23 protein-coding genes and 1 pseudogene are annotated in these 22199 nt (G+C 35.9%); 13 read left to right on the top strand and 11 right to left on the bottom strand.

What is annotated here, in order from left to right; translation table 11 throughout:
• Nucleotides 1-317: 317 nt before the first annotated feature.
• Nucleotides 318-668 carry a hypothetical protein gene (locus tag D612_RS0102535; protein ID WP_017753912.1) on the bottom strand — a complete coding sequence of 117 codons (351 nt, stop codon included), beginning with the start codon at nucleotides 666-668 and terminating at the stop codon, nucleotides 318-320.
• Nucleotides 669-861: 193 nt separating this feature from the next.
• Between D612_RS0102535 and D612_RS0102530 the strand changes: the two genes are divergently transcribed.
• The 6 genes from D612_RS0102530 to D612_RS0102500 all read left to right on the top strand — a co-directional run bounded on the left by D612_RS0102530 (nucleotide 862) and on the right by D612_RS0102500 (nucleotide 8870).
• The gene (locus D612_RS0102530) at nucleotides 862-2181 is read left to right on the top strand and encodes a YheC/YheD family protein (protein WP_017753911.1); all 1320 of its coding nucleotides are present in this window, start codon (nucleotides 862-864) and stop codon (nucleotides 2179-2181) included.
• Nucleotides 2182-2291: 110 nt separating this feature from the next.
• Entirely contained in the window at nucleotides 2292-3695 is a 1404-nt protein-coding gene (locus D612_RS0102525; protein ID WP_017753910.1) for a Mur ligase family protein, read from the top strand.
• Nucleotides 3695-4366 (top strand): YheC/YheD family protein, encoded by a 672-nt coding sequence (locus D612_RS0102520; RefSeq protein WP_017753909.1) that lies wholly within the window; start codon nucleotides 3695-3697, stop codon nucleotides 4364-4366. Before D612_RS0102525 ends, D612_RS0102520 begins: the two co-directional genes overlap by 1 nt.
• Nucleotides 4359-5468: a UDP-N-acetylmuramoyl-tripeptide--D-alanyl-D-alanine ligase gene (locus D612_RS0102515; RefSeq protein ID WP_017753908.1), complete on the top strand. Its 1110-nt coding sequence runs from the start codon at nucleotides 4359-4361 to the stop codon at nucleotides 5466-5468. The genes D612_RS0102520 and D612_RS0102515 overlap by 8 nt, the downstream gene beginning before the upstream one ends.
• 221 nt (nucleotides 5469-5689) lie before the next feature.
• The gene (locus tag D612_RS20020; RefSeq protein ID WP_017753907.1) at nucleotides 5690-7144 is read left to right on the top strand and encodes a C40 family peptidase; all 1455 of its coding nucleotides are present in this window, start codon (nucleotides 5690-5692) and stop codon (nucleotides 7142-7144) included.
• Between the two features lie 550 nt (nucleotides 7145-7694).
• On the top strand, nucleotides 7695-8870 hold the full coding sequence (locus D612_RS0102500) for a CapA family protein (RefSeq protein ID WP_017753905.1): 1176 nt from the start codon (nucleotides 7695-7697) through the stop codon (nucleotides 8868-8870).
• A gap of 92 nt (nucleotides 8871-8962) precedes the next feature.
• On the opposite strand, the gene D612_RS0102495 is transcribed toward D612_RS0102500, so the two are convergent.
• Nucleotides 8963-9937 (bottom strand): HD-GYP domain-containing protein, encoded by a 975-nt coding sequence (locus D612_RS0102495; protein WP_017753904.1) that lies wholly within the window; start codon nucleotides 9935-9937, stop codon nucleotides 8963-8965.
• Between the two features lie 189 nt (nucleotides 9938-10126).
• Here D612_RS0102495 and yidD point away from each other — a divergent pair, with 189 nt between their 5' ends.
• Genes yidD through D612_RS0102475 form a run of 4 tightly spaced genes read left to right on the top strand, consistent with a single transcriptional unit; the run spans nucleotide 10127 to nucleotide 12476 of the window.
• Complete coding sequence (gene yidD / locus D612_RS0102490; RefSeq protein WP_017753903.1) at nucleotides 10127-10393, top strand: membrane protein insertion efficiency factor YidD; 267 nt, start codon at nucleotides 10127-10129, stop codon at nucleotides 10391-10393.
• A gap of 22 nt (nucleotides 10394-10415) precedes the next feature.
• Nucleotides 10416-11201, top strand: coding sequence for a metal ABC transporter ATP-binding protein (locus D612_RS0102485; protein WP_017753902.1), 786 nt, complete (start codon nucleotides 10416-10418; stop codon nucleotides 11199-11201).
• The gene (locus D612_RS0102480; RefSeq protein ID WP_017753901.1) at nucleotides 11201-12058 is read left to right on the top strand and encodes a metal ABC transporter permease; all 858 of its coding nucleotides are present in this window, start codon (nucleotides 11201-11203) and stop codon (nucleotides 12056-12058) included. The genes D612_RS0102485 and D612_RS0102480 overlap by 1 nt, the downstream gene beginning before the upstream one ends.
• 4 nt (nucleotides 12059-12062) lie before the next feature.
• Nucleotides 12063-12476 (top strand): Fur family transcriptional regulator, encoded by a 414-nt coding sequence (locus tag D612_RS0102475; protein ID WP_017753900.1) that lies wholly within the window; start codon nucleotides 12063-12065, stop codon nucleotides 12474-12476.
• Nucleotides 12477-12698: 222 nt separating this feature from the next.
• Here the strand turns inward: D612_RS0102475 and D612_RS17715 are convergent.
• Nucleotides 12699-14417: pseudogene (locus D612_RS17715) on the bottom strand (IS1634 family transposase).
• A gap of 371 nt (nucleotides 14418-14788) precedes the next feature.
• On the opposite strand from D612_RS17715, the gene D612_RS0102465 reads away from it, so the two are divergent.
• Nucleotides 14789-15076 carry a HesB/YadR/YfhF family protein gene (locus D612_RS0102465; RefSeq protein ID WP_017753897.1) on the top strand — a complete coding sequence of 96 codons (288 nt, stop codon included), beginning with the start codon at nucleotides 14789-14791 and terminating at the stop codon, nucleotides 15074-15076.
• 27 nt (nucleotides 15077-15103) lie between these two features.
• Here D612_RS0102465 and D612_RS0102460 read toward each other — a convergent pair whose 3' ends face one another.
• The 6 genes from D612_RS0102460 to acnA form a co-directional block, all read right to left on the bottom strand.
• The gene (locus D612_RS0102460) at nucleotides 15104-15529 is read right to left on the bottom strand and encodes an acyl-CoA thioesterase (RefSeq protein WP_017753896.1); all 426 of its coding nucleotides are present in this window, start codon (nucleotides 15527-15529) and stop codon (nucleotides 15104-15106) included.
• A 129-nt stretch (nucleotides 15530-15658) separates the two neighbouring features.
• On the bottom strand, nucleotides 15659-15886 hold the full coding sequence (gene tlp / locus D612_RS0102455) for a small acid-soluble spore protein Tlp (RefSeq protein WP_154649423.1): 228 nt from the start codon (nucleotides 15884-15886) through the stop codon (nucleotides 15659-15661).
• Between the two features lie 64 nt (nucleotides 15887-15950).
• The gene (locus tag D612_RS0102450) at nucleotides 15951-16091 is read right to left on the bottom strand and encodes an acid-soluble spore protein N (RefSeq protein ID WP_017753894.1); all 141 of its coding nucleotides are present in this window, start codon (nucleotides 16089-16091) and stop codon (nucleotides 15951-15953) included.
• Nucleotides 16092-16194: 103 nt separating this feature from the next.
• The gene (locus D612_RS18915; RefSeq protein ID WP_017753893.1) at nucleotides 16195-16326 is read right to left on the bottom strand and encodes an FbpB family small basic protein; all 132 of its coding nucleotides are present in this window, start codon (nucleotides 16324-16326) and stop codon (nucleotides 16195-16197) included.
• A 188-nt stretch (nucleotides 16327-16514) separates the two neighbouring features.
• Nucleotides 16515-17567: a redoxin domain-containing protein gene (locus D612_RS0102440; RefSeq protein ID WP_017753892.1), complete on the bottom strand. Its 1053-nt coding sequence runs from the start codon at nucleotides 17565-17567 to the stop codon at nucleotides 16515-16517.
• Between the two features lie 129 nt (nucleotides 17568-17696).
• Complete coding sequence (gene acnA, locus D612_RS0102435; protein ID WP_017753891.1) at nucleotides 17697-20402, bottom strand: aconitate hydratase AcnA; 2706 nt, start codon at nucleotides 20400-20402, stop codon at nucleotides 17697-17699.
• A 226-nt stretch (nucleotides 20403-20628) separates the two neighbouring features.
• Between acnA and sspO the strand changes: the two genes are divergently transcribed.
• Nucleotides 20629-20778: a small acid-soluble spore protein O gene (gene sspO / locus D612_RS0102430; protein ID WP_017753890.1), complete on the top strand. Its 150-nt coding sequence runs from the start codon at nucleotides 20629-20631 to the stop codon at nucleotides 20776-20778.
• A gap of 273 nt (nucleotides 20779-21051) precedes the next feature.
• Here sspO and D612_RS0102425 read toward each other — a convergent pair whose 3' ends face one another.
• Nucleotides 21052-21312, bottom strand: a complete 261-nt coding sequence (locus D612_RS0102425; RefSeq protein WP_017753889.1) for a hypothetical protein — start codon at nucleotides 21310-21312, stop codon at nucleotides 21052-21054.
• Between the two features lie 192 nt (nucleotides 21313-21504).
• Here D612_RS0102425 and D612_RS0102420 point away from each other — a divergent pair, with 192 nt between their 5' ends.
• Nucleotides 21505-21639 carry a small acid-soluble spore protein P gene (locus D612_RS0102420; RefSeq protein WP_017753888.1) on the top strand — a complete coding sequence of 45 codons (135 nt, stop codon included), beginning with the start codon at nucleotides 21505-21507 and terminating at the stop codon, nucleotides 21637-21639.
• Nucleotides 21640-21734: 95 nt separating this feature from the next.
• Here D612_RS0102420 and D612_RS0102415 read toward each other — a convergent pair whose 3' ends face one another.
• Nucleotides 21735-22166: a flavodoxin gene (locus D612_RS0102415; RefSeq protein ID WP_017753887.1), complete on the bottom strand. Its 432-nt coding sequence runs from the start codon at nucleotides 22164-22166 to the stop codon at nucleotides 21735-21737.
• Nucleotides 22167-22199 lie beyond the last annotated feature (33 nt).

The raw sequence follows: 22199 nt of genomic DNA, 5'->3' as shown, positions 1-22199 counted from the left end.
ATAGTTCTTAAACACAGACAAGAACAAAAGCTATAGGCGCCCTGATTAGCGACGTATAAACTAAGAGCACATCGACTGAGATAAACAAAACACGTCGAGGGACGAGTCGATGTTGACTTATCGCAAAAGAGATGAGCAAAGTTTACTAATCGCTGGGCGCTGGAGCTGGACGACTACTCTCTGTGCTATAGTATTTATCCACAGGATCAAATTTTATAATTTCCTAAACAAAAAGTAAAAGCGTATTCTCAGAGAGAATACGCTTACCACTAACACACATCTTTCCTAAATTTTTAGTTATCCAGTTTAAATTTCGATTATAAAGGACAACCGAGGTTATTAAATTCGTCAAATTGTAGAGCTGTAGGTTCAAAAACCCCGCTGTCGAATGCAGCTTGAAACATGCTTATGACTTGGGCTACTGTAAGCGGATAAGCAACATCTGGATGGGCTGCACTTAAAAGAGCTGCGACTGCTTGCCGTGCTAAGTTATTTAATCCACCACCACCAAGCTCTAATGCCTGTAACAAAGTGATATTTGGGTCAAATGCATCCCTGCCAAATACTGTATCGAAATCATCATTTGGTGCAAACCCCGTTGGAACCCAATCATCAAAATGTTGTTCCTGTCTCCAAAATCCAATTGTGCATCCTTGTAAAATCCCCATACTTCTCACCTCCTCCACATTTTGTATATCTTATGCTAAGCGTAAAAAGGCGAATAGGTATATGAATGAGTTCGTGTTAAAAACGGCTAATCTACTTATAAAGTCAATTACTCCTCAGACGGTTTAACTAGAGCAAAGTTAAACAGCGATACATACGTTATAATAGCGAAGGATTTACAAAGGAGATTGGAAAATGGCTAGAAATATTAGAGGTAGATGGAGTCAATATCAAATACTTCGAAGTAATGAAAATTTAACGCCTCATTTATTTCAAACTGAATTACTTGAAGAAGAAACTTTATATCAATATTTACAAGATCATCTAACGATTAGACCTTGTTTCGGTCAATCAAAAATTATGGTTTCAAAAACAGAGGACAACGTAGAAAAATATGTTGTAACAATGCCTAACCAAGTGGCGAAATATTGCAGTACCAAGTCCGAAGCTTTTCAATATTTACAAACCATTTGTAAAAAAGAAAAATTTTATATACTTCAAGACACAAGCCCTTTATATATAACGAATGAGTTGAGGAGAGAATTCCTTGTTACTGTACAACGTGATTTAAATAACTGCTGGAAAGTCGTCGGCATTCTCAGTAAATATGATGCCTCGAAGGCAAGGAAAACTATATTAAACGAAGCAAAGATTCAAGAAGTTGCCATTGAAGTAGCTTCTTATTTAGTGAATAATGCAGACTCCTATACAACCGTTGTCATCGAGATAACCACCTCTAACGAGAATCTGTGGCTTTGTGATATTAATGTCCACTATCCCAAAAGTAAATGGAGTCAATATCAAATTCTGTCAAAGATTCAGTCATTATCCCCCCTCCTCCCGAAAACAGAGCTTGCTACTCCGGCATCATTTCTTCTATTTATGAAAGAGTTTAAAGAAATCATGATAAAACCATGTCATGGGCAATGGGGAATGGGAATCGTCCAAGTATCATTAACGACAGATGGTACATTTGATGTCCACTACGGAAGAAATAAACTTACCATCGTCAATGTCGAAGAAATGATTCATTATCTTCAAATTAACTGTTTTTCAAAGGACCAGTGTATTGTCCAAGAAAGAATAAATATTGCCACAATTGATGAATGCCCTTTTGACACAAGGATACTAGCTCTGCGTGAAGACAGTCTTAGCAATTGGGACATCGCCGCAAAAATAACAAAGATTGCCGCCAAAAATTATATTGTCACGAATGTTGCAAAAAGCCTGATACCAGTTGAGGAAGCATTTGCAAGGGCAAATATAAATATATATACAGCCAAAAAAATTGTAATGAAAATGGACGAAGCTTGTCTAATAGGAGCGCTGCATTTAGGAAAGTATTATCGAGATGTAACAAGAATTGGTGCTGATATGGGAATTGATAAAAACGGAGATTTGTGGATGTTTGAAATGAACCTTGTACCTGATATTGGCCTTTTTACACGTCTAAAAGACAAAAGCATATACAAAAATATTTTAAATAAAACAAAAAAGCAGGAAAAAGAAAATTAATCCACTTTGCTTCTTTTTGTATAGTAACGGACATGTATACAAACAAAAAAAACAATCTTTCATACAATAAAAGAAGTTCTGTAACAATTGAGAAAGGGTGAGAACTTTTAATGAAGGCTTTTACAATTCGAGAAATTTGTCAAATTATCGAGGGGCAACTCGTTCAAGGGTCTCTTGACCTAGTAATTAACTATATTCCAACTTATAAAGAAATTAGAAGGAATAAAAAAAATGTCCTCATTTTCTTAAAATATAGAAAACAATTTGACTGGAATTCTCTAAAAGCAAGACTTCCTTGTGCAATTGTTATCGATAAAAATGAAGATTACTATCAGACGATGAAAGATTTAACGATCATAAAAGTTGCTAATGTAAATCAAGCATATTGGACATTTGTAGATTATTACCGTAGTCTGTTTGATATTCCAGTAGTAGCTGTAACAGGCACGTGTGGAAAAACAACAACGAAAGAAATGATCACCCACATACTAAAGAATACAAAACATGTTCAATCTACCTATAGTAGTGCAAATTCAAGACTTGCTCATTTACATTATTTAATCGGGATTGACGAAACAACAGAAGCTGCTGTATTCGAAACAGCTGTAGGGATGCCTGGGGACGTTACACAAGCTTGTCGGTTTTTTAAACCAACGATTGGGATTATTACAAACATCGGGGCATGTCACTTAACCGGTTGCAAAACAATTGAAGGCTATATTAAAGCAAAAGGAGAATTGGTAACAAGCTTGGAAAATCATGGCGTTCTCATATTAAACGGGGATGACGAAAAGACGAAAACACTTAGCTTGGACCATTTTCACGGAAGGATTTTGTACTTCGGGATTAAAAACAGAGCAGATTTTAAGGCAACAAATATCGAATACGGAAATGGCGGCATGAAATTTACGCTTCATTTAAAAAACAGAAGCTATCCGGTATTTGTTGGGGGCTATGGTGATCATCAAGTTTATAATGCACTAGCTGCTTTAGCAGCCACGACTGAAATAGGTATAAATATAGAAGATGCAGCAAAACGGTTACAATCATTCAAAAATATAGTAAGGCATTTAGAAGTTTCAACCGGTTATAACGGAGCTACCATTATTGATGATACTTGGAATTTTAATACGACCTCACTTGAAGCCGGAATGAAGGTTTTAAATCATGTTGCTAACGGTGGACAACGCATTGCTTTATTTTCGGACATGGCTTCCCTAGGTGACTATGAAGATGAACTTCATAAAGAAGCCGGTTCAATCATTCATAAATACGGCGTCGATACGATTATAACAATCGGAAATCTTGCCAAAGAAATGGCTCATTACGCCGCCTCATTAGGTTTAAATAGCAAAATATACTCCTTTACAAATTATGATGAAATATATAAACTCCTACAAAAAATTTCGAACAAAAACTCAACTATATATATCAAAAGCTTTGGAAATAACTTGCCAATGATTGAGCTAGCTGCTTTTTTTAAAAAAAAAGTAGTTAATCGAGGTGAAAGCTAATGCATAACTGGGTTGATATATATGACACATTGCAAACTGACGAGCAATTCACACAAAATCTCGTCCCCTCCATTCGCATTCAAACTTCTGGGCAATTTTTACGATTATTAAATGATTACAGGAGAATCATTTTAAAGCCAAATGAACGAGTGAAACATGGCGATACATTCGTAATAGAAAGTAAAGGTAATTCGAACTTTATTTATCAAGCCCAAAAAATATCCGAATTGGATCAGGAACAGCTTAGAGCTTTAGTAAAACATAAAATTACTGACAAACCCCACTTTATTCAGCCGTATATTATTTGTAAAACAAGACTTGGAAATCGCTATAGCCTAAAATTACATGTAAACAAACATGGAAATCAGAAATGGCAGCTTACAGCCATTTACCCGCAAATTGCTCGACTTGGTAGTATGATTACTAATCCAAATTATGGTGGATTTACTCAAAAAATTGAATTGTTTTTACCACAACAATTTGGGGAACAGGCAGACAATATAAAGCATGATCTCGTGCAATTTGCTCCACGCTTCGCTTCAGCCTTAGGAAAAATTTCTTCAGGTGATTCAAATATGGATATACACGAAATAGTCATTAATGTTGTCCTTGATGACTTACACAACATTTGGGTATTTGATGTGAAAAATGAGGTTGTTGATTATGAGTAAAAACTATCTGCCAGAAAAACCAATAATAGCAGTAACAGGTAGTTCCGGTAAAACAACAGTAAAAGCAATGATCTCCGCTATATTAAGAGAAAAGTGGATTATTTTTGAATCTAGAGACTATTACAATACAACGGTTAATACACCGCAGCATAAAGAAGCAATTAGGCCTATACATCGGGCTGTCGTTCTTGAATATGGTATGGGTTTTGCGGGTCAAATCGCCGAACATTGTTCAATCCTCCAGCCAGCTATTGCTGTTATTACAAATGTTGGTTCTGCCCACATCGGAAATTTTGATGGAAAAGTAGAAAGTTTGGCAGCTGCGAAATCTGAAGTGATTAAAGGAATGCACCCTGAGGGGTATCTGTTTATTAATAAAGATGATCAAAACTCGAAATTGCTGCATACAAAAGATTTTAAAGGAAAAATTACAACAGTGGGAATATCATTTCCTGCCGATTATCAAGCAAAAAATATTTCCTTTACTAAAGACGGTATAGAATTTGATGTAATCTCACATCGAATAAACGATCGTTTTTACATCCCTGTAATTGGGAAACATAATATATATAACGCATTGTTTGCCATTGCAGTAGCAGACCTTCTAGGTTTTTCCCCTATAGAAATGAAAAATGGCTTAAAATATATAAAAAAACCAGAGCACCGTCTCCATTTGTATCGACTTAAAGATGATATTATCGTCATCGATGATACTGTACATGCTCATCCACCAGCAATGAAAGCAGCACTTGATGTTTTGTTAGAAGTTGGCAAGAAAAAGAAGATTGCTGTTTTAGGGAGCATGGGAGAACTCGGTGTCCTCATGGAGGAAGCACATCGGGAAATTGGGGCTTATGCTGCTTCTAAAAATGTAGATGCGATTTATACTTTTGGAAATTATTCAAGTCATACGCATGAAGGCGCAATTGCAGCCGGCTATCCGAAAGAAAAAGCGATGCACTTTTACAATTTGCAGCGAAAGAAACTACATGAGGAGCTCTTGAAAATAATTGAGCCCGGTACAACTGTATTAGTGAAAGGTGCAAGTAAACAAAAATTATTTGAAGTCGTACAGTTTTTAGTTGATAATTTTTCAAAATGAGGAAAAACTAAACAGCATTTTCCCTTGTGCGATTTTATAATTATCCGTTTCATAGCAATGGATAAACTAAATTTATTAATAATATAATAATCAACAAATAGCGGGAACTTAGGTAAAAATTGGCCGAAGTTCTCTTTTGTTTTCTATGTTAAGATGAGTTTGTTCCCGCCGTAGATCATGAATTCTACAACTAATTCAGAAAACGAGGAGGAAACAAACGTATGAAAAAAAAGATTTTTACAACTACAACCGCAGTAATGATTACATTAAGCGGATTGAGTCTGCCAACTTTCACAATAAATCCAGATCCAATCTCAGCGGCAACAATGCAAATTACAAATCCTTATAATAACCAAGCTGCTGTTGATGCAAAAGCAGATCAGATTATTGCGACCGCTAAATATCTTATTGGAAAAGCTACTTATAGTCATGATGTAAAATCAACATATCCTTATCAATTTGCTTGTGGCTCATTTGTTCATTTTGTCTTTAAACAAAACGGTGTCGATTTAGCTACAGCTGATGAAAACATGATGTTTAAGCAAGGCTATGCGGTCTCAAGAGACCAATTGCAAAAAGGTGATCTTGTTTTCTTCGACAGTACGCCAACGAATGATGATCCGACAAACCATGTAGGTATTTATATTGGCGATAATAAAATTATTCATATGGCCAATACAAAACTAAATGTTGTCATATCTGATTTAGATAGCACATCCTATTACAGAGATAGCTATGTTGGTGCTCGCCGCGTATTACCTAGCATGTTAGCTGCAAACCCTGCGACGAAAGGCGATCAAATTGTAACAACTGCCTTTGATTTACAGCCAAAAGTAACAATTTCATCATCAACAAACAATGAAACTTCATTCACATTTACAAATGCTGGTTTTGTTAACCATATTTATAAAAAGAACGGAATAAATTTAGGTACTACTACTATTAAAGAGCAAGTAAAGTTAGGGACCGCCGTATCGAAAAATAACCTACAAAAAGGCGACCTTGTTTTCTTTACTAGCAATGTAGGCTCTACAACTCCTTGGGTTGTAGGAATTTATGCTGGGGATCAACGCTTAATCCTTTCACTGCCTGACCGTGGTGTTTATACAAGAGTGTTACCACTCGATTGGTTCGAGCAAAACTATTTAACGGCAAGACGTGTTGTATCAAGCAGCCAAGTCACACCAGCGCCTACTCCGGTACCGGTTCAACCAACTCCTGCTCCAGAGCCAGTTACGCCAGCTCCGAAACCTGTACAACCAACACCGGAACCGACACCTGAAGTTGTTGCACCTACTAAAGGAGATCAACTTGTCAACTTTGCAAACAGTTTAATCGGCAAAGCAAAATTTGGCTACGTATATGATGAAAAAAATCTTACGTTTACAGCAGGTGGCTTTACGAGATATGTATATAAACAGAACGGCGTTGACTTAAGATTAGCTCTACAAAGCTATCAAGCTACATTGGGACAAGCTGTCCAAAAGGAAAATCTACAAAAAGGTGATCTTGTCTTTTTTTCCAACAATAATAGTGGAACTACGATCGCTGATGTAGGAATTTATGTTGGTAATAATCAATATATTCACCTAACTCCAAAAAATGATGTAGTTAAAGAAAGTATGACTACTGACTGGGCAACAAAAAATTATGTAACAGCTCGCAGAGTATTATAAACTATAAACTAGCACTAAAAAACCTCTATCAAATGATAGAGGTTTTTTAGTAGTATTAAAGGTTAAGCTTTTTAACAGCTTCCCCCTACTTGGCGTCCATCGGAAGCAATAAGGGTAAAGAAGCCACCACCATACCAAGACGTACGAAAATCAACTGCTAAACCAGTAAAGTATGACTTATCCCTGTTATTTAACAAAAATTTAATGCCGTCTTGTTCAAATTGTTCATCACCTGTTTTAGCTGACTCCTCCAGAGTCAGACGAAGCTGTGGACCGCCTCAGCCAGCGCCCATACTTAAGCGAATGAAATAATTTTCTCCTTGCTTAACATATTGATCGATTTCCTCCTGCATTTTTTCAATCGCAGGCTTCGTGATCGTTACCATATTTTTCACCTCAAATTTCTTTTTGATACCCCACTACGTATATTATAATACTTTTTCCACACTTTTTCAAAAAATATTGCTTAATAAATTTTGGGGAAATATATCAAATTATGGATTGTTTATGTATGATAAAAGAAATAGAGTTTTATAGGAGCGGTAGTTCGATGAAACTAAAAATAAAAATGTTTATATCAATAGTATCCTTAACTTTAATGTTTCTTTCAATCTTTATGCTTTTGCAAATGTACGTTACGAAAGATTATACGGTTTCTGGACAAACAGCCGAAACGGAGAAAACTGCAGCCCTGCACACTACAAAACCGCTGTTAGAAGTTGAGAAATATTATCCCAAAACTACAAGTGCAACGTTAGTGGGTATGGGTGATATATTAATTCATGACACCGTTTATAATGCAGCACGAGTTGAACATAATCTCTATGATTTTAAACCAATGTTAACAAAAGTCAAACCGCTCATCGAAGGTGCGGACATCGCTTTTGCAAATCAAGAAACAATGATCGGCGGAACGGAGCTTGGCCTTTCGTCATATCCACGATTTAATAGTCCTTATGAGGTTGGTGATGCCTTAAAGGATGCTGGAATCGATATTGTCTCCATGGCAAATAATCATACATTAGACCGTGGTGAAATTGCAATTCAAAATGCAATTAATTATTGGAATAAGCTTGGTGTTGCCTATGTCGGCTCCTATAAAAGTGAAGCAGACAAGGAGGAAATCCGTATTCTTGATGCAAACGATATTACGTTTTCATTTTTAGCGTACACGTATGGGACAAATGGAATTCCCATTCCAACGGGTAAGGATTATCTTGTAAACCTAATAAACTTAGAAGCTATGAAAAAAGAGATTGAGCGATCAAAACAGCTATCTGATGTAACAGTTGTGAGCATACATTTTGGGAATGAATATCAACGAATGCCTAGTGATGACCAAAAGAATATTGTTAAACAGCTCGTTGATGCTGGGGCTGATATTATTTTAGGTCACCACCCCCATGTTCTTCAGCCTGTAGAGTGGATTGAAAAAGAAAACGGGGGAAAAGCATTTGTCATTTATTCATTAGGAAACTTTATCTCTGGACAACGCCATCCATATCGGGAAATTGGTGGAATCGTTCAATTAACTGTTGAAAAAACCGGATTTGCTGACAATTATACGATTGAAATTAAAAATCCTACTTTTTTACCAACATATGTTGTAAATCGAAAATTTACAGTCATTCCTTTAAATGAGCAATATCCTCTAGATTCAAATATTTATAAAGATATAGAATCACATATGAAAAAATGGATGCCAGAATTGGCAATACTACAATAAGAACAGAAAGAAACTCCCTTCTACTTTAGAATGGGAGTCATTTTTTGTGTGTCTATTGAAATTGCGATAAAAGAAGAATTAACCTTGATCATCTATGCCAATCCATTGATGATAATTGTTGGATGGTCCTCTAAATTAATAATCTTTTCATCTGGAAGTGTTCGAACAATTGGACGTTGCAGCTGTGACTCTAATCTTATAACAATTCCTCTTTCATTAGTGTTTAATTCTATTTTTGTCCCAGGTGGGTATGATGGAATACCTTGAACAAAGGCATGAACAATACTAGTTTCATAGTTAGTATCACTCATCGTCATCAGTCTCTCCATTGCCTCATGCGGCGGAATTTGTTTTTTTGTGACCATATTTTCATATTGGTTTGCGATGCCACATATTTGAGCAAATTTATGAAAGTCTTGACCAGTTAACTTCCTTGGATATCCTGTCCCATTTAATGACTCATGATGTTGATAAGCAACATGGGCAGAAACAATATTAAACTCACGAATTTTCCTAATAATTTCAAAGCCTTCTTTCGGATGACCTTCGTCCTCATCAGCCTTAATTTTTCCAATATCATGCAATAAGCAGCCGATCACTAAATCCCGTAATTGTAGTTGATTCAAGAACAATCTCTTTCCAACTTGAACGGATAAAAGCGCAACGTTGACTGCATGTGCATATGGATATAAATTTCTTGGAATCGTTGAAACAGGAACAAGCACTAATAAAGGCCGCTTTTGCACCTCAACAATTAACTTACCTGCTAGCTGCTGAATAGCTATAACATCGATTTTTTCATTTTTTTCAACTTTTTCAAACGTGTCTTGAACTAAATCTATTGCATCCATCCATGTAGGCATATCAATCATTTCATCGAGGTTAATCCCCCTAGAAATATTGTCTTCTACAAACATATGTGTAATATTCATTAGTTTTAATCTTTCAATATATTTGGGATGGACATGACGTCCACTCGCTAAAAGCACCCGCTTTTTCGAATCAAATATAGGCTTTGCTAGCTGCATTGAATCATAGTCATAATCAGAAATATGTATAAGTCGCATATTAAATCTCCTAACCCTATCCTTCTACTCTTCATTATAATATAAAACAGGCATTTTGTAATGAAAGTTAACTAGTAGTGTTTTTATTGACTTTTTGGCTATTTTTTTCTATTATAAATCGTAATGGTTACGAATTTACTAATAACAATTTCGCCATTAAATTGGCAATTTTGAAAGGTTGAGTTTGTTATGAGGTGGCTTTTTATTCAACTTATAAAGTTTTATCAACGCTTTATATCTCCATTAAAGCCTCCTACGTGTCGCTTCTATCCGACATGCTCTCACTATGGCTTGGAAGCAATCAAGCGCTTTGGTTCGATTAAAGGCGGTTATTTAACGATTATTCGCATTTTAAAGTGCCAGCCTTTTCATCCTGGGGGATTTGACCCTGTTCCTGAAAAACGAAACAAGGATGAAAATAACCATGAAGAAAATCTCAATGACACAAAAATTTAAGATAAACAGTCGGTGATTAACTATGAATAATGGCTCAAAAGAGCTTGCTGTAGATGTTCAGCATGTATCTTTCCGCTACGATAACAAAAAAGTGTTAGATAACGTTACGTTAAAAATTTCACAAGGTACTTTTTTAGGCTTGGTTGGACCTAATGGTTCAGGAAAATCAACACTAATCAAATTAATTTTAGGAATATTGCAGCCAGATGAAGGAGAAATTAGTGTATTTGGAACACCGATTGCCAAGCTAAAAAATCGCCACTTGATTGGGTTTGTTTCTCAAAAAGCAAATAGCTTTAATGGTGGCTTTCCTGCAACTGTTCTTGAGGTTGTTTTAAGTGGCCTCGTTGCAAAGGTTGGTTTATTTAAAATGTTTACAAAGAAACATAAACAAAGGGCTCTGCAAGCAATTGCTAGTGTTGGTATGAGTGAGTATATCAATCACAATATCGGGGAACTGTCCGGTGGACAACAGCAACGTGTTTTTATCGCAAGGGCATTAGTTAGTGAGCCGAAATTACTCATATTGGATGAACCAACGGTTGGAATTGATATTAAAAATGTTGAGAGTTTTTATTCGATGCTGGCACAATTAAATAAGCAAAATGGGCTAACGCTCATAATGGTATCCCATGATATTGGAACGATGACCAATCACGCCAGTCATGTTGCTTGTTTAAATAAATCGTTGCATTTTCATGGTGATTCGGAACAATTTCATCATATGGATAACAGTGCTTTATCTAAGATTTATGGCCATGATTTACATTTGCTGACACATGACCACCACCATGGAGGTGCTCATTAATGTTCGCTAGCTTACTTCATTATGAATTTTTACAAAATGCTTTTTTTACAGGCATTATGATTGGTATATTAGCACCGCTCCTTGGCGTGTTTATCGTTGTCAGACGGTTATCTTTGCTTGCTGATGCGTTAAGTCATATAACGTTAGCAGGAATTGCATTTAGCTTGCTTGTTGAAAAGAAGATGGCAGCTGTCCAAGGTCTTAATCCAATATATATGGGGATGGTATTCTCTGTTGGCGGAGCGATGTTTATAGAAAAATTACGCAATGTATATAAGCATTATCAAGAACTGGCGATCCCGATCATTTTGTCAGGCGGCGTCGGTTTAAGCGTCGTTTTTATTTCATTGGCAGACGGCTTTAACTCAGATTTATTTAGTTATTTATTTGGCAGTGTTACTGCTGTAAGTCGCTCCGACCTTTGGACAATTGCAGTCGTATTACTTGTTGTAATTTTAACGATTTTCTTCTTTTTCAAAGAGTTGTTCATTTTATCCTTTGATGAAGAACATGCAGTTGTTTCCGGTATTAATGCAAAATCGATCCACTTTTTGTTTATTGTGATGGTTGCGCTTGTTATCGCCGCCTCAATGCGAATTGTTGGTGTTTTACTTGTATCAGCTTTGATGACATTACCAGTAGCAGCTAGTATCAGGATTGCGAAAGGATTTATTGAAGCACTTATTTATTCAGTGTTATTTGGTGAACTTGCTGTTATAAGCGGGTTAATCTCAGCTTATTATTTGGATATTGCGCCAGGTGGAACAATTGTCATCTTTTCAATTATTATTCTAATGATAACGATCTTATATAAAAAATTGAAGCTTTCAATTCGTAAGAAAGCTTCGAGGGGCTGATAATATGAATGTAAATCAAGCGATCGAAATCTTAAAGGATAACGGCTATAAGTATACGGATAAACGTGAAAATATGCTCCAGTTATTTTCTGATACTAACCGCTACCTATCTGCAAAGGATGTTTTAGATTATTTAAAAGCAAATTATCCTGGTCTTAGTTTCGATACAATATACCGCAATCTTTACTTATTTTCTAAATTAAATATTTTAGAAACAACTGAAATTAATGGTGAAAAACATTTTCGCTTAACTTGCGATCCGAACCACCATCATCATCACTTTATTTGTACTGATTGTGGGAAAACTAAGCAAATCCATACGTGTCCAATGGGGAATTTAATACAAGAGATGGATGATTTTGAAATTACAGGACATAAATTTGAAATTTATGGGAAGTGCCCAGATTGTCTTTCCTAGAATGAACAACTTAGAAATTCCATACTTTTACATGCAATAGAAGATTTTTTGACAAAATTCTTTCATTTATGTGAAATCAATCATTATTGTGAAAATTATCATTGGAATCCAATGATCTAGATTTTATACTCCTGAGTTTGACAGTTAATTTAGCGAAAAACCTTCCAAACCCTTGTTATAATAGGGTGCTGGAAGGTTTTTTAGTTGGTTGAAAAATGAGTACTATTTTGTTTTTTTCGTTTGTTTTAAAATTTTTTTCATATTTTTTGTTGGAACAATTTCATAATCAGTCCGAAAAGAAAATGCTTCATGCAGCTTATCGGTTAAATCCGTTCGTTCGTATAGCGGAATGTAGCCTTCCCCTGATAGCTCCATCATTCTCATATCACGTAATCAACGCTTTATATCTGAACAAGTGAATTGTTCATCTAAATTTTTTTCGAGTATGCGATAAATCAGTAAGGAGAGAAAACACGTTAGAAAATGCGCCTCTACTCGTTGATCTTTTTTCACATAAACGGGTCTGGATTTAAACTCGCTTTTCATGATACGAAAGCTTTCTTCAATTTCCCAACGTTGATGATTGATACGTATCAACTCTAATGGATCTGATTCTAGGTTTGTACAAATCCCATAAAAACCATCGTATTGAGCTTCTTTTTGGATTGCTGCTTCATCTATTGAAAAATGCGTTTTATCAGCAATTTCTCCATCTTTTGTGGCATGGTGCGCACTTATAAAACGAGTTGGATCATTTGGTCTTTTCTTTTTTAAAGCCGACGGCATATCTATTTTTTTAAATGCCCGATCAATCTGCCGTTCACGAATGGTTTGCTGATAATGTTTATATTTCGGTGAAAAAGTGACAAGTAATCGTTGCTCTAATTCGCCTTCTTTAATCCAACGTTCTTTAAAATAGGTAGTTTTATTGTTGGAGCTGTCATCAATTTCTGAAAGGTGAATCGCTTTATCACCAGGGGTAATGTGCCATCCTTCTGGATCTAGTACCCACTCTTTTAAGTGTTTTTTTAACTTTTTTACGGATTGTGTTGTAATAAATCCCCGATTCCCCAACGTATTATAGATACGATTTTTTTCTGATGACAAGCCGGCATCCGTACAAACAACTATTTCCGATAATTCAAAATCCTTGAGGATTTTCTTTTCTAAAGGTTTGAGTGAACCTTGTTCATTTTCATTCCCAGGAAAAATAGAAAAAGCTAGAGGGAGGCCTGAGGCATCCATGAATAGTCCCATTTGAACAATTGGATTAGGGCGATTTTCTTTAGAGATGCCATGCCGTTTATCTCCATCTTCTTGTTCCATTTCAAAATAATAGTTTGTACAGTCATAATACAAAACCTTCGTGTGGCGATTGACTAATTTTAAACTGTTTTTATATGTAGTTTGTTGAATAAAATCTGATTCTTTTTGCAGGATATCTAGTGCACGATACATTTGATGTGGCTGGCAATGAATCCCCTCTAATAAAGATTTTGCTTGTTCAAAAGAGTTCTTTTTAGAGGTTGGGTGTAGCACTCGCATATAAATTATTTTGGATAAAATCTCATTTAAATCGTACTGAAATTTATATTTTTCTTGAATGACTTTCATTGCTTGCGATAAACCTAGTTGATAATAAATCGATTGTAAAAACAAATAACCAACATTAAAAGAACGACGTTGATGCTGATCAATCATTTTATGAGGATGGTATTTGGCTATAATAGGGGTCTTCTCTTTTTTCTTTTCTTCCGTTAATTTTTTCGCATAGGCTCGTGCCCATTCTTCTGGGTCTACACCAGGATGCTTGGCACGAATCTCATCCTCATTACCAAGAGCTTCGACCACTTTAGTGGTTGACTTTCCGTTTACATCACGGACATTTTCAATAACTGAATAAGAAACAGAATGTTTAGAGATGCTCTTTTTTATTCGCATAGTCGACTCCTCGATTCCCTATAATCTACCTATATAATAACATAGTACTAAATAGTACTCAATATTAAAACAGAAAAATTGACAAAAAAAATAAGCCCTATCAAGGCTTCTAGCATTTTTAATTAATTCTAAGTGTCAAACTCCCGAAATTACAGGACATAAATTTGAAATTTATGGGAAGTGCCCAGATTGTCTTTCCTAGAATGAACAACTTAGAAATTCCATACTTTTACATGCAATAGAAGATTTTTTGACAAAATTCTTTCATTTATGTGAAATCAATCATTATTGTGAAAATTATCATTGGAATCCAATGATCTAGATTTTATACTATTATTGTACAAGCATAATATGGGAGGGACTAACTTAGTATGGAACTGACAATCACGAAACCCGCACTAGAATGGTACAAACAAGAAATGGACGTTGCTAATGGGGACTTTATCCGATTTTTTGCTCGTTATGGCGGCGAAAGCACAATTCAACAAGGATTCTCATTAGGAATGTCACTGGAGCTACCAAATGAACCTTGTGTAAAGGTTGTTACTGATGGAATTACTTTCTTTGTTGAAAAGGAAGATGAATGGTATTTTAATGATCATAACTTAACTGTTGTTTACAATAAAGCAAATAATGAAATAGAATTTCAATATAATTAATACGAAGAGGCTATTAAATAGCCTCTTTTAATCAATTTGTCTTTTTTCTTTTTCATATGCTTCATGCCAATCCGGAAAATGCTTTTTAAATCGAATTGGGCGAAACGTTTCCTTGTCTACACAAATATGATGAGTTTGTCCTGTAACAGCAATTTCCCCTTCTGGGTTCAAAATTTCATATCCATACACAGAGCGGAAGCCATCATAGGAATCAATCCATGTTCTGATAAGAGCTTCTTCTCCAAAATGTAATGGCTTTTTAAACGAAATATTCGCATCTAATACAGGAGAAACAATACCACCCTTTTCCATTTCCGCATAATCAAATCCTAATTCTTTAATCAAGTTCGTACGACCAATTTCAAACCAAACTAAATAGTTTGCATGGTATACGACTCCCATTTGATCTGTTTCCGCATATCGAACATCAACCTTCACTTCTGTAACATGCATGCTTATATTTCTCCTCTCCTACGACAAATCACCTATTATTTCTTTATTTTACCATAATGTTAAAAGGCTGTCCTATTAGACAGCCTCTGGCAAACTTAGATTGTTATCTCTTAATAATAGTAATTACCTCTATTGATAGCCTTTTTCGCGATCGGCTGCTTCATCCCTTATTTCCTCACGCATCCCTTGAATTGATTCCTCACGACGTTTGTTTTTTTCTTGTATTCGTGCCCGTTCTTCTGGTGAAGCAAATTTCATCGTAGCCTCTGCTTCCTCAATATTTTCTAATGTGTTTTGAACCATATCTTGGAGCTTCTCCACATTATCACTACGATCATCTGGCTTTGGTTGATTCATTGTCATATCCATCTCTCCTTTACTCATAATTACTAAGTACTAGTATTTCTTGAATTCTGGTGTATTATTCTCCTTTTGTTTGCATTACCTGAGGTGACTCTCCAGTTTTATTTTGATATTTTTTCCCATTATTATTACCTGCTTTTCTTGGCTGTGTTCCGATATGATTTGGTTGAAATTGTTGAAATTGATTAGGATTAGTCAATGTTATACCTCCAAAAGTTTTTTTGCTTTCCTTCTTAATATCAGCAAAAATAGTGATTTATATAAAAGAAATAGTAGGAAAAAGCTGGATCGCTTTTCCCTACTTATACAAGTTTCTTTTGAGCTCGTTGTTCTAACCGTTCTTCAATTCTAGCTAACGCTTCCCGATCACGCAGCAGTTCTTGCTTATTTTCATTCACTAATTCTTTAAAAGAACGTTTTTTCATTTTTCTCATTGTCTTCACTCCATTTAAAATTTTCCAAAAACTTTAGTTTCATTTTTCCCAAACCGATATTATTATATTCATGACTACGCCAAAAGTTTGGAACTACATGAAGCCGCTATTTGCAAAATTTGTCAAGAAACAAAAAGTAGACATGGGGAATTACATCCCAATGTCTACGATACTAAAATCTTTGCTTTTTAATTTAATTTACTAATCCCGTTTAACATTTGTTCATATGATAATGTTCCGGTGAATTTGTCAGCAATTTTGCCTTCTGAATCGATAAAGTATGTTGTTGGTAAAGCGATTACTTGATATGTTTCGTTTACCCTTCCTGCTTCATCAATTAAAATTGGAAAAGTTAATCCATATTCACTTACAAAATTAGCGGGTCCAGATTCACTTTGTTCTGTATGAGTTGCATTAACTGCAAGGATCACTAGATCCTCCCTACCTTCCTCATGAAGCTCTTGCATATCAGGCATTTCAGCACGACAAGGTCCACACCAAGAAGCCCAGAAATTTAACATAACTTTTTTACCTTTATAATCAGAAAGCTTGATTGTTTCCCCCGATAATTTGACTAATTCAAAATCAGGTGCAACATTGCCTTTTTCTATACCTACTGCTGCTGTTTTTTCCGAAAATGCAGCATTATATATCGTATAGCCAATGAGTCCAACTAAGATGATTGTAACTATGATTTTTTTCATAATTTCCTTCCTTTCTTGTAAAGACAGTTCCTTTTTATGTACATGTTCCTTTTGGCGATAGCGCCTATATATCAAATATATCACAACTAGAACAACTAATTTAATACTGTTTTGGAACACTTCATTCATCAAAAATAATAATGCCACATAATAAACAGCTAAAAAGCTTATGATTCCATGTATAAATGTATCAATTACCATTTTATGATTGACTTCTGTTTTTTTGACCGTAAATGCTACATATAATAAAGCTACTGCCGTTCCAACAAGTGCTCCATTTTTTCCACCTGAAAAAAACAATATCGTTTGAGGATTGCTAATAGCCTTTGAAAAGTTAAACAGTATATAACTAAACTTCCAAATCACGAACCAAATAAAAACACTATTTGCAGCATAATTCAGAATGGTCTCACGTGTATCCGGACTTGACTTCAGTCGATGCCTCATCAAAAGATAAGCAATGATCCCGGAGATTATAATAACTAAGTAATGATAACGGAGCAAAAATGGTCCTAGTTTAATTGCATCATTTAGCAAGTACGCACCTCCTAAAATACCCGCACACGTATCTATCATAACAAAAAAACGTAGTATTGCAAACAACAATACTACGCTTCATTAAAAATTCACATGTACAGTACAACGCATTTATGAAATAAAATTATATTATTGAGCTAATTTTTCACGAAGTACCATTTGTAGAATACCACCATGGCGGTAGTAGTCAATTTCAACCTCAGAATCGAAACGAGCAAGCGCTTCAAATTCTACTTTAGAACCATCTTCTTTTGTAGCCGTTACTTTTACGAAGTCACGTGGTTTAATGTTTTCATCAAGCTGAACTTCAATTGTTTCTTTTCCAGTTAAACCTAATGATTCTGCGTTATCACCGTCTTTAAATTGAAGTGGTAGAACGCCCATTAACACTAGGTTTGAACGGTGAATACGCTCATAGCTCTCTGCAATAACTGTTTTAATACCTAGTAGGAAAGTACCTTTGGCTGCCCAGTCACGAGATGAACCCATACCGTAATCTTTACCAGCTAAGATCACTAATCCTGTACCATCCTCTTTGTACTTCATAGCTGCATCAAAGATAGATGTAACTTCCCCTGTTGGCCAATAAGTTGTCCAGCCACCTTCAGTGCCAGGAGCAATTTGGTTACGAATTCGGATATTAGCAAATGTGCCTCTAGTCATGACGCGGTCGTTACCACGACGAGATCCGTATGAGTTGAAGTCACGCGGACTAACTCCCTTCTCTTGTAGGTATTTACCTGCAGGAGAATCCTTTGCAATCGAACCAGCTGGTGAAATATGGTCAGTAGTAACGGTATCACCAAATTTACCAACTACACGCATACCAGTTAACGGCTTGATTTCTCTTAATTCTTTTGATAACCCTTCAAAGAATGGAGGGTTTTGGATGTAAGTTGAATTTTCATCCCATTTATATAAAGCATCATCAGGAGAATTAATTTGATTCCAACGTGAATTGCTCTTGAATACTTCCGCATACTCTGAACGGAATAATTCAGGTGTAACTGTCTTCTCAACTACAGCTTGGATTTCATCATAAGATGGCCAAATATCAGCGAATTTAACGTCGTTACCATCTTTGTCTTTTCCAAGTGAATCGTTCTTTAGATCGATATCAACTGTACCTGCTAATGAGTATGCTACTACTAATGGTGGTGAAGCTAAGTAGTTTGCTTTTACTAACGGATGAATACGTCCTTCAAAGTTACGGTTACCTGAGAGCACAGAAGTAACAGTTAAATCATTATCAGCTATTGCTTTTTCGATTTCATCTGCTAATGGACCTGAGTTTCCGATACATGTCGTACAACCGTAACCAACAATGTTATAGCCAAGCTGCTCTAAGTAAGGTAATAAGCCTGAATCACGTAGGTAACCAGTAACTACTTTAGATCCTGGTGCTAATGAAGTTTTTACATATTCAGGTACTTGTAAGCCCTTTTCAACAGCTTTTTTCGCTACTAAACCTGCAGCCACTAACACATATGGATTTGATGTATTCGTACAGCTTGTAATTGCAGCGATGGCAATGGCACCAGTCTTCATAGTTGTTTCATTGCCGTTTGCAAGCTTCACTGTAACCTCTTTGTTGAACTCAGCTTCTGATAAACCAAGACCTTGTGTTCCTTGTGGAGCAACAACCGCTTTTCTAAACTGCTCTTGCATTTTTGAAAGCGGGATTAGGTCTTGTGGACGCTTAGGACCAGAAAGATTTGGTTCAATTTCAGAAAGGTTAATTTCTACTGTATCAGTATATACTGGATCTTCACTTTCACCAGCAACATAGAATAAACCGTTTGCACGGCAATATGCTTCAACAAGAGCGATTTGCTCTTCAGAGCGGCCTGTTAAACGTAAGTAGTTCAATGCTTCCTTATCAACTGGGAAGAAGCCGCATGTTGCACCATATTCAGGTGCCATATTTGAAATAGTCGCACGATCAGCAAGTGGCATTTCAGCAAGACCAGGGCCGAAATATTCTACAAACTTGCCAACGACTTTCTTCTCACGCAATACTTGTGTAACCTTTAAAGCGATGTCAGTAGCTGTTGTTCCACTTGGAAGTGAACCTGTTAATTTAACCCCAATAACCTCTGGAACAGGGAAGTATGAAGGCTGTCCTAGCATTCCAGCTTCTGCTTCAATACCACCAACACCCCAGCCAAGAACACCAATACCGTTGATCATAGTTGTATGTGAGTCTGTTCCAACTAGTGTATCTGGGAAGGCTACAGCTTCACCGTTATCCTCTTTGGTCATAACAACACTTGCTAAATATTCAAGGTTTACTTGGTGAACAATACCAGTAGCTGGTGGAACTGCGCGATAGTTATCAAATGCTTTTGTTGCCCAGCTTAGGAACTGATAACGCTCCTGATTACGTTGGAATTCTAATTCCATATTGAAATCTAAAGCATCAGCTGTTCCTGCTTTATCAACTTGTACAGAATGGTCAATAACGAGATCAACTGGAATTTCAGGATTAATTTTCGCTGCATCTCCACCCATATCAGCCATTGCTTTTCTTAGCGAAGCTAAGTCAACGACAGCTGGAACACCAGTGAAGTCTTGTAAAATAACACGTGCTGGTTTGAATGGAACATCAATATCTTGTAATTCTTTCGTGCCCCATTTTGCAAGATTTTCAACATGCTCTTTCGTAATTACACGACCATCAACTTGACGAAGCACTGATTCTAGTAAAACCTTAATAGAATAAGGAAGCTTCGAAATGTTGCCAACCCCTTCTAAGGCGCTCAAATCGTAGAAGGCATACTTCTTGCCGTTTGCCTCAAACGACTTGCGAGCATTAAATACATCATTCGTTGCCATTTAGATCCCCCTTTTAAATTATTCATATTGTCTGAATTATCAAAAAAGCCAAACAATATGACTCCCACTAAATATTTTTTACTCTACCATTTTAATAGAATTCTGAATATAAGTAAACAACTAGAAGACATCATTCTACATAAGTTTTTCATTCATTTGGTTATTTATACTTAATTTTCATAAATATGATTAGTTTGACAAACAATAAATGTGGAGGTGATAATTCATGGCTAAGCGTAAAGCAAATCACGTGATTCCGGGAATGAATGCCGCAAAAGCACAAGGAACTGGAGCAGGGTTCAATGAAGAGCTATCAAACGAACCATTGACTGAAATGCAAAAACAAAACAACAAAAAACGTAAGAAAAAGCAGTAAAAATATGATTACAATTCTCTAGAAGGAACAAAAGCTATAAGCGCCCTGATTAGCGACGTAAAAATAAGAGTGCATCGACTGAGATAAAGGAAACACGTCGAGGGACGAGTCGATGTTGACTTCTCGCAAAAGAGATGAGCGGGGTTTACTAGTCGCTAAGGCGCTTGCGCTGGAGGACTACTCTCTGTGCTATAGTATTTATCCACAGGATCAAATTTTATAATTCCTAAACAACGAAAAGACCGCTCCAGTTTTTAACTGAAGCGGTTTTTCTTACTGCTCAAAATCAACATTGCTTACTATTGATTCAAGATCATTTCTAAATTTACGAAGTTGTGCAAGTTGAGTTTCAGAAGCAACCTCGAGTGCGTTATCAATTTGTTGAAATGCCTCATTTACTTCATTTTTTAAATCCTTTAAATGATGACCATAATCGGGGTCATTTTTGACTAGGTCTTTATAAATATCAACGGCGTGATCAACACCTTGTTGTGCAGCTTGAAATGCTTGTTGTTTGTTCTTATTATAGGGCATATTTACAACTCCTTTGTAAAAAATACAGTATCGTAGACTATATTGTGTACAAAAAAATTGTAATCCATTCGTTAAAAGCTTCGAAACAATTGGATACATTCATTTATCCGACACTGCAGATTAATTTTTCACTCAACTGAATAAATAATAACGATTTATCCATCCTAAATATTAAAGGAGGGACAGCTATTTATGGGATCAGGACGTACAAATCAACCAAAAAACCAGCAAGAACGGAATAATCAACCGCAGCCATTAAGTGGATCTAAAAAGGTAAAAAACCATAACCATACTCGTCAAAAAAATAACCAAGGACACGATCTTTAAGGTTAATTAAATGAGCAGCAGGGCAAAGATTAAAACCCACCCAAAAGAGGACAAATTCTATTTGGGTGGGGAATAGATGCAAAACATCTTCAAATCTAGATAACTAATTTGTTACTAAATATTCTACATTTTGATTTTATCTGTTCATCTGACTCTCTATCTACTTTCAACCCATCTGTTATAATTTCACAGCCTCGACTTTTTAAAGTCTGCTCCAATATATCTACTGCTCTAGCAAAATGTTCGTAGCATGAATCACCAGGACCAAATACCGCCCCTGTTTTGCCTGTTAAATCTGTATTCTTTACTTCATTGTAAAAATCTAATAATTCATCTGGAAGCTCCCCATCTCCCCATGTATAACTCCCAATTAGTATTTTATCGTATGATTTTAGCTCCTCTACAAAGATTTCCATTGCATCTTTTTGGTCCACTGTTTCTCCTAACTTAATTAATTCTTTTGCAATAGTAGTTGCCATAAGTTCTGTAGTACCAGTCATACTTGTATAAACGATTATTGTATTCAAAAAATCACACCACCTAATCTTTTTGATTGATTT

The sequence above is a fragment of the Calidifontibacillus oryziterrae genome, assembly GCF_000331575.1.
Lineage (GTDB): Bacteria > Bacillota > Bacilli > Bacillales > Bacillaceae_J > Calidifontibacillus_A > Calidifontibacillus_A oryziterrae.
The sequence above is the reverse complement of the archived record's forward strand: the minus strand, read 5'-3'. Positions and strand labels throughout refer to the sequence as shown.

What these genes read in the sequence shown, in the direction of transcription:
- D612_RS0102535 (WP_017753912.1), bottom strand. Translation starts at nt 668, where the DNA reads ATGGGGATTTTACAAGGATGCACAATTGGATTTTGGAGACAGGAACAA.
- D612_RS0102530 (WP_017753911.1), top strand. Translation starts at nt 862, where the DNA reads ATGGCTAGAAATATTAGAGGTAGATGGAGTCAATATCAAATACTTCGA.
- D612_RS0102525 (WP_017753910.1), top strand. Translation starts at nt 2,292, where the DNA reads ATGAAGGCTTTTACAATTCGAGAAATTTGTCAAATTATCGAGGGGCAA.
- D612_RS0102520 (WP_017753909.1), top strand. Translation starts at nt 3,695, where the DNA reads ATGCATAACTGGGTTGATATATATGACACATTGCAAACTGACGAGCAA.
- D612_RS0102515 (WP_017753908.1), top strand. Translation starts at nt 4,359, where the DNA reads ATGAGTAAAAACTATCTGCCAGAAAAACCAATAATAGCAGTAACAGGT.
- D612_RS20020 (WP_017753907.1), top strand. Translation starts at nt 5,690, where the DNA reads ATGAAAAAAAAGATTTTTACAACTACAACCGCAGTAATGATTACATTA.
- D612_RS0102500 (WP_017753905.1), top strand. Translation starts at nt 7,695, where the DNA reads ATGAAACTAAAAATAAAAATGTTTATATCAATAGTATCCTTAACTTTA.
- D612_RS0102495 (WP_017753904.1), bottom strand. Translation starts at nt 9,937, where the DNA reads ATGCGACTTATACATATTTCTGATTATGACTATGATTCAATGCAGCTA.
- yidD (WP_017753903.1), top strand. Translation starts at nt 10,127, where the DNA reads ATGAGGTGGCTTTTTATTCAACTTATAAAGTTTTATCAACGCTTTATA.
- D612_RS0102485 (WP_017753902.1), top strand. Translation starts at nt 10,416, where the DNA reads ATGAATAATGGCTCAAAAGAGCTTGCTGTAGATGTTCAGCATGTATCT.
- D612_RS0102480 (WP_017753901.1), top strand. Translation starts at nt 11,201, where the DNA reads ATGTTCGCTAGCTTACTTCATTATGAATTTTTACAAAATGCTTTTTTT.
- D612_RS0102475 (WP_017753900.1), top strand. Translation starts at nt 12,063, where the DNA reads ATGAATGTAAATCAAGCGATCGAAATCTTAAAGGATAACGGCTATAAG.
- D612_RS0102465 (WP_017753897.1), top strand. Translation starts at nt 14,789, where the DNA reads ATGGAACTGACAATCACGAAACCCGCACTAGAATGGTACAAACAAGAA.
- D612_RS0102460 (WP_017753896.1), bottom strand. Translation starts at nt 15,529, where the DNA reads ATGCATGTTACAGAAGTGAAGGTTGATGTTCGATATGCGGAAACAGAT.
- tlp (WP_154649423.1), bottom strand. Translation starts at nt 15,886, where the DNA reads ATGAATCAACCAAAGCCAGATGATCGTAGTGATAATGTGGAGAAGCTC.
- D612_RS18915 (WP_017753893.1), bottom strand. Translation starts at nt 16,326, where the DNA reads ATGAGAAAAATGAAAAAACGTTCTTTTAAAGAATTAGTGAATGAAAAT.
- acnA (WP_017753891.1), bottom strand. Translation starts at nt 20,402, where the DNA reads ATGGCAACGAATGATGTATTTAATGCTCGCAAGTCGTTTGAGGCAAAC.
- sspO (WP_017753890.1), top strand. Translation starts at nt 20,629, where the DNA reads ATGGCTAAGCGTAAAGCAAATCACGTGATTCCGGGAATGAATGCCGCA.
- D612_RS0102425 (WP_017753889.1), bottom strand. Translation starts at nt 21,312, where the DNA reads ATGCCCTATAATAAGAACAAACAACAAGCATTTCAAGCTGCACAACAA.
- D612_RS0102420 (WP_017753888.1), top strand. Translation starts at nt 21,505, where the DNA reads ATGGGATCAGGACGTACAAATCAACCAAAAAACCAGCAAGAACGGAAT.